We start from the raw sequence: 6000 nt of genomic DNA on the forward strand, positions 1-6000 counted from the left end.
CTTTTTGCCGCAGTGGTCGATCGTCGACAGTTCATCTAAAATTGCGCGCGTTTGTGCGATGCAATAGAAGAAGTTAGCGGACCCGCAGCCACCGCGTCAGGGCCGGGTCGCCGGAGAGGCATCAATCGCCCGCGAGCCCGGTCAATCAGACCAATACTCATGACCCAATCCGCAACAACCAGTCATTATTTTGTCGAAAGCCCCAGTACGCGGGCGCTGATCGTGGGAGCGATCGGTGTCGTCTTCGGGGATATCGGCACCAGCCCGCTTTACGCGCTCAAGGAGTGCTTCAGCCAGGAACACGGCATTCCCTTCAGCGCTGATGCCGTGCTTGGCATCATCTCGATGCTGTTCTGGGCGATGATCATCGTCGTTTCGCTCAAGTACGTGATGTTCGTGATGCGCGCTGATAACGACGGCGAGGGCGGCGTGCTGGCCCTGATGGCGCTGGCGCTGCGCACAGCGGCACCGCGCTCGCGTATGGCGCGCCTGCTGATGATGCTGGGCATCTTTGGTGCCTGCATGTTCTATGGCGATGCGGTCATTACGCCGGCAATCTCAGTGCTGTCGGCGGTGGAAGGGCTGGAGATCGCCGCGCCGGGCCTGTCGCAATTCGTCATTCCGATCACGCTGGTCATCCTGTGTGCGCTGTTCCTCATCCAGCGCAGCGGCACGCATGCCGTGGGCAAGTTGTTCGGCCCGATCATGGTTGCGTGGTTCCTCGCGCTTGGTGCGCTGGGGCTGCTGCACCTGGTGAAGGCGCCGGGCATCCTTCTGGCAGTCAGCCCGCACTATGCGATCAGCTTCCTGATGGAGCATTCGCTGCAGGCCTTCGTCGTGCTGGGTTCGGTGTTCCTGGTGCTGACCGGTGCCGAGGCCCTGTACGCGGACATGGGCCACTTCGGCGCGCGCCCGATCCGGTATGGGTGGTTCGCGCTGGTGATGCCCTGCCTGATGCTCAACTATTTTGGCCAGGGCGCGATGTTGCTGAACAATCCGGCAAACATCTCCAATCCCTTCTACCTGATGGTGCCGGACATGCTGCAGCTGCCGATGGTGCTGCTGGCGACCGCCGCCACTGTGATTGCTTCGCAGGCCGTGATCTCGGGAGCCTTCTCGCTGACCAGCCAGGCGATCCAGCTTGGCTTCGTGCCGCGCATGCGCATCCGCTATACCTCTGCAGCAGAAATCGGCCAGATCTACCTGCCGGTGATCAACTGGATCCTGCTGGTACTGGTGGTGATCGTGGTGGTGGCGTTCAAGAAGTCTGAGAACCTGGCGGCTGCCTACGGTATTGCCGTCACGACGACCATGGTGATCACGACCTTCCTGGCGGCCGTCGTGATGCGTAATGTCTGGAAGTGGCATCCGGTGCTGGTCACGCTGATCGGCCTGTCATTCCTGCTGGTCGACCTGGCGTTCTTCTCGGCCAACCTGCTGAAGATTGCCGAAGGCGGCTGGTTCCCTCTGTTGATGGGCGGTACGGCCTTCTTCCTGCTGATGACCTGGCACAGCGGCCGCAAGCTGCTGCGCGCGCGCAGCCTGGAAGACGGCATCCCGCTCGAGCCCTTTATCGCCGGGCTGCTGGCGCACCCGCCGCACCGGGTCGAGGGCACCGCGGTGTTCCTGACCGGCAATACCGACTCCGTGCCGGTATCGCTGCTGCACAACCTGAAGCACAACCGCGTGCTGCATGAGCGCGTGGTGTTCCTGACCTTCGTCACCCGCGATATCCCCTACGTGGACGACAACCAGCGCGTGAGCAGCAAGGACCTCGGCGGCGGCGTCTTTATCCTGAAGTCCGAATACGGCTTCAAGGAAACGCCAGATGTGCAGAGGGTGCTGGACCTGGCCGACCACAAGCTTGGCATGCACTTCGAGCTGATGGAGACCTCGTTCTTCATCGCGCGCGAATCGGTGATTCCGTCCAAGCTGCCGGGCATGCCGATGTGGCGCGAGAGCCTGTTCGCCTGGATGCACCAGAACGGCGCCAAGCCGTCGGACTTCTTCCAGATCCCGGCCAACCGGGTGGTGGAGCTGGGCACCAAGGTCGAGATCTGAGCGCGCGGGCCCCGGCGCCCGCTTCCGTCGAACTCAGCAACCCCCGGACGCGCCGCCAGGCAACCCGGGGGTTTTGCTTTCTGCCTGGTTTGCGCCGCCTGCAGCCCGGCCCTCGGGGCGCATGTCCCGGGAAGTCGCGCATTGCGGACCCCGAACTGGGACACCGGCCTCATGCGTGCACACCGCCCCGCGCCACACAATGCAACCCTCAGCTTGTCACTGACCGCCTTCAAGGCGGTCTCTTCCAGAAGGAGCCTGTGCCATGTGCGCGTTGCAGCAGTGGTCTCGCCAGTCCAGCCGGCATGCCGACGGTATCCGTCGCATCCGTCGGCTGCGACGGGCGCTGCCGCCGTGGCTGCCGCTGCTGCTGCCGGCGCTCCTGCTGCTCTACGTCTTCTGTCATTCACATGCGAACTGGGAATCGTGCCTCGCCTCACTGCGTGAGCTGAGTCACGATCACGGCGCGCCGGCGCGCGAGCTGGGACGCGCGTTGTCGCTGGCGCGCTCCCTGCGCGGACGCCAGGCACCGGATCCGGCTGCCTGGCACGCCGCGGTGCAGCTGGCCGCCGACCGGGGGGCGGCGTGCCTGGCAGCACTCGGGCGCAGTCCGGCGCGGCTGCTGCCGTCGCTGACAGCGCTGTTCGCGATGCTCGCATGGCTGCACTAGGGCGGCCGCTTTCCCGCATCCGCATAACACTGATCCAGGAGTCAGGCGCTGCGCCGCTGCCATGATGGGATGGCAGCCGGCTTGCGCCAGGCAACGGCTGGCACGGCTCGAGGCGATCCCGTGCGGCCCGTGCTGTTTCGTAGCCGATCGCCCGCATGAGGCGTGCCGTCGCGGCAATGCCGCCGGCATCCCTGTTGGAGATTGCAATGCATGAGAATTTTGCCAAGACCCTGCTAGTCGCTGCCGCACTCGCCGCCGGGTTCAGTCATGCCGCCCACGCCGGTGCATATGGCGAAGCCCTGGCCGCTGCCGTGCCGCGCCACAACGCGCAGCGCGACGCCTTCACGGACGGCGCGCGCAGTCCGGCCGCCGAGGCCGCGATGCGGCCCGTGGTGGCTCGCGGCAGCATGTCAGTGTGCGTGGTCCGTGGCTTTGATCCGAACCGGGATGCGAAGCGCAAGCCTGATCCATACACGGATGGCGCGCGCATGGGACGCTTCGATCCCTTTACCGAGGGGACGCATATCAGTTCTCGCGATGGTTTCACCGACGGCGCGCGCAGCGATGCACGCGGCAGCGAGGAATGCCTGTCCTGAGTGATCGACGGCGCTTTGGCGCCGCCCATCCTTTGCCTAAGCTAGGGAAGTCACGCGGCGCGCCCGCATGGCAGCCGCGGCCCGCGGCTGCCGGCAGGCCGTCCCAGCACCGCGCGGCCCCGACATGCCGATGTTCAAGCAGCAGCTCCGCCTGTGCACCAGCCGTGACGGCGTTCGCCTTGCGTACGCCATCACGGGCAGCGGCGCGCCGCTGGTCAAGGCGGCCAACTGGATGAGCCACCTGGAGTTCGACGTCGGCAGCCCGGTGTGGAGCCACATGATCACGGCGCTGTCTGCCACGCATACGCTGATCCGCTATGACGAGCGCGGCTGCGGGCTCTCTGACCGGGATATCGAGGACCTGTCCTTCGACGCGTGGCTGCGCGACCTGGAAACCATCGTCGACGCCACCGGGGTGGACCATTTTCCGTTGCTGGGCATCTCGCAGGGCGCGTCGATTGCCGTCGCCTACGCGGTCGCGCATCCCGAGCGGGTCAGCCATCTGGTGCTGCACGGTGGCTACGCGCGGGGGCGCCTGAAGCGCGACCACCTGAGCCAGCGCCTGCTGGAAGAGGCCGAGCTGATGAACAAGCTCGCCGAGCTTGGCTGGGGCCAGGAGAATCCGGCTTTCCGCCAGTTCTTCACCACCCAGTTCATCCCCGGCGGCACGGCCGAGCAGCATGCATGGTTCAATGAACTGGAGCGGGTCTCGACCTCGCCGCTGAATGCCGCACGCTTCATGCGCGTCTTCAATGAGATCGACGTGGTGGCGCTGCTGCCCCAGGTATCGTGCCCGACACTGGTGCTGCACGCGGTGCGCGATGCGCGCGTGCCGTTCGACGAAGGGCGCCTGATCGCCAGCGAGATTCCCGGCGCGCGCTTCGTGCCGCTGGAAAGCGGCAATCACCTGTTGCTGGAAACCGAGCCCGCATGGCTGCGCTGGCTGGACGAGGTGCGCGCCTTCCTGCAGGCTGGGGAGCCAGTGCGCGACCCGGCCTTCACCGCGCTGACACGGCGCGAGCGCGATATCGTCGAACTGATCGCGCAGGGCCGCGACAACGCCCAGATCGCCGCGCATCTTGACCTGTGTGAAAAGACCGTGCGCAACCACATCACCAGCATTTTCGCCAAGCTGGAAGTGGAGAACCGCGCGCAGGCCATCGTGCTGGCGCGCAAGGCCGGCTTCGATCGCGCCGGCGCCTGAATTCCGGACCTGAGGCTGTGATGCGGTCGATACCTGCCAGCGTCAGATTGTCCCGCTATCCGACCCCTTGAAATTCGCGCGGGGCAGCACTAATTATGGATTGCCCAGTCGTCGCGGCAACGCGGCGCTGCGTGTTTTCCGTTGGTTTGCAGCGGCCTGGCAGGAGGCCAGGTGCACTACATCAGGGTCCTGCGCCTCCCCGCTGCATAGAAGGAGGATCTAACCATGAGTGACTTCTTTTTCGGGAACGACCCGTTCAGTGAATTCGACCGGATGCAACGGCAGATGGCGAATCTCTTCGGCGGGTTTTCAACCAGCCTGCGCTCCGGGCGTTTCGGGGCGTTCCCCCCGCTGAATATCGGCGCGACCGATGACTCGATCGAGATCGTGGTGTTCGCGCCCGGCATCAAGACGGACCAGCTCGAGGTATCGATCGACAAGGGCCTGCTGACCATCAGCGGCGAGCGTGCCCAGGTGCAGCCGGAGGGCGAAGCCGAGATACGGCCCTATGCGCAGGAGCGCTTCTTCGGCAGCTTCCGCCGCGTGATCGAGTTGCCGCAGTCGGCCGATCCGGACAAGGTGCAGGCACGCTATACCAACGGCTGCCTCTCGATCAGCGTAGGCAAGCGCGAAGCGTCGCGTCCGCGCGCCATCACCGTCAGCTAACGTGAGGAGGACGCCATGAACGATTCGAAGCAGGTCGTCCAGCGCGACCAGAACACAAGCGGCCAAGGCGAGCGGGGCGCCGTCGCGCAACGCCGCGAGGAAATCCAGACCATGACGCTGGTGCCCGCGGTCGATATCTACGAAACCTCAGCAGGAGTCACGCTGTGGGCGGATCTGCCCGGCGTGCCGCGCGAGAACCTCGAGGTCAACGTCCACGACAGCAGCCTGCGCATCGAAGGCGAAGCCGTCGTGCCGACGCCCGCGAGCCTGCGCGTGCAGCATGCCGAGATTCGGCAGCCGCGCTATGCACGTACGTTTACGCTCAGCCCGGATCTTGACGCCTCGCGCATCGAGGCCAACTTGCAGGACGGCGTGCTGAAGCTGACGATCCCGCGCAGGGAAGAGGCGCGGCCGCGGCGGATTGAAGTGTCGGTCGGCTGAGGCCGCGGGTGTGCTCCCCTCTCCCGCTTGCGGGAGAGGGGCAGGGGGTGAGGGCAGGCACAGGCATACCGACACGCGTTACTTCGTCGATACACCTGGCCCTCACCCCAACCCTCTCCCGCAAGCGGGAGAGGGAGTACCCAAGCCAGAAGGAACGCCAGCAGGCTTCGGCATGCGGCTTGAGACTGCCTCCAGCCTCACCCCTGGTTCACCAACGTCCTTGCGTCCGTCACGTGCGTGCGATACGCCTCGAAGATGCGGCGCAGCGCCGCTTCCATGCTGATCCCGGGCTTCCAGCCCAGTTCTTCGATGGTGTTGTCGATCTTCGGCACGCGGTGCTGCACGTCCTGGTAGCCCTTGCCATA

6 protein-coding genes and 1 pseudogene are annotated in these 6000 nt (G+C 65.4%); 6 read left to right on the plus strand and 1 reads right to left on the minus strand.

Annotation, left to right across the window (positions count from 1 at the left end; all coding sequences use genetic code 11):
* Positions 1-159 precede the first annotated feature (159 nt).
* The 6 genes from AC1Q7H_RS27315 (at position 160) to AC1Q7H_RS27340 (ending at position 5635) form a co-directional block, all read left to right on the plus strand.
* On the plus strand, positions 160-2061 hold the full coding sequence (locus tag AC1Q7H_RS27315) for a potassium transporter Kup (RefSeq protein WP_153956165.1): 1902 nt from the start codon (positions 160-162) through the stop codon (positions 2059-2061).
* Between the two features lie 262 nt (positions 2062-2323).
* Positions 2324-2728: a hypothetical protein gene (locus tag AC1Q7H_RS27320; protein ID WP_153956166.1), complete on the plus strand. Its 405-nt coding sequence runs from the start codon at positions 2324-2326 to the stop codon at positions 2726-2728.
* Between the two features lie 206 nt (positions 2729-2934).
* On the plus strand, positions 2935-3324 hold the full coding sequence (locus AC1Q7H_RS27325) for a hypothetical protein (RefSeq protein WP_153956167.1): 390 nt from the start codon (positions 2935-2937) through the stop codon (positions 3322-3324).
* 67 nt (positions 3325-3391) lie between these two features.
* Positions 3392-4528 (plus strand): alpha/beta fold hydrolase, encoded by a 1137-nt coding sequence (locus AC1Q7H_RS27330; protein WP_211980973.1) that lies wholly within the window; start codon positions 3392-3394, stop codon positions 4526-4528.
* 225 nt (positions 4529-4753) lie between these two features.
* Positions 4754-5194: an Hsp20/alpha crystallin family protein gene (locus AC1Q7H_RS27335; protein ID WP_153956169.1), complete on the plus strand. Its 441-nt coding sequence runs from the start codon at positions 4754-4756 to the stop codon at positions 5192-5194.
* Positions 5195-5209: 15 nt separating this feature from the next.
* On the plus strand, positions 5210-5635 hold the full coding sequence (locus tag AC1Q7H_RS27340) for an Hsp20/alpha crystallin family protein (protein ID WP_013956438.1): 426 nt from the start codon (positions 5210-5212) through the stop codon (positions 5633-5635).
* Between the two features lie 197 nt (positions 5636-5832).
* Here the strand turns inward: AC1Q7H_RS27340 and AC1Q7H_RS27345 are convergent.
* Positions 5833-6000, minus strand: a pseudogene (locus AC1Q7H_RS27345) (bifunctional UDP-4-keto-pentose/UDP-xylose synthase); the annotation flags it as partial.

It is taken from the genome of Cupriavidus sp. GW823-FHT06D04 (genome assembly GCF_058795055.1).

Excerpts from the sequence above, each read along its gene's own strand:
- AC1Q7H_RS27315 (WP_153956165.1), top strand. The coding sequence starts at position 160 with ATGACCCAATCCGCAACAACCAGTCATTATTTTGTCGAAAGCCCCAGT.
- AC1Q7H_RS27320 (WP_153956166.1), top strand. The coding sequence starts at position 2,324 with ATGTGCGCGTTGCAGCAGTGGTCTCGCCAGTCCAGCCGGCATGCCGAC.
- AC1Q7H_RS27325 (WP_153956167.1), top strand. The coding sequence starts at position 2,935 with ATGCATGAGAATTTTGCCAAGACCCTGCTAGTCGCTGCCGCACTCGCC.
- AC1Q7H_RS27330 (WP_211980973.1), top strand. The coding sequence starts at position 3,392 with ATGGCAGCCGCGGCCCGCGGCTGCCGGCAGGCCGTCCCAGCACCGCGC.
- AC1Q7H_RS27335 (WP_153956169.1), top strand. The coding sequence starts at position 4,754 with ATGAGTGACTTCTTTTTCGGGAACGACCCGTTCAGTGAATTCGACCGG.
- AC1Q7H_RS27340 (WP_013956438.1), top strand. The coding sequence starts at position 5,210 with ATGAACGATTCGAAGCAGGTCGTCCAGCGCGACCAGAACACAAGCGGC.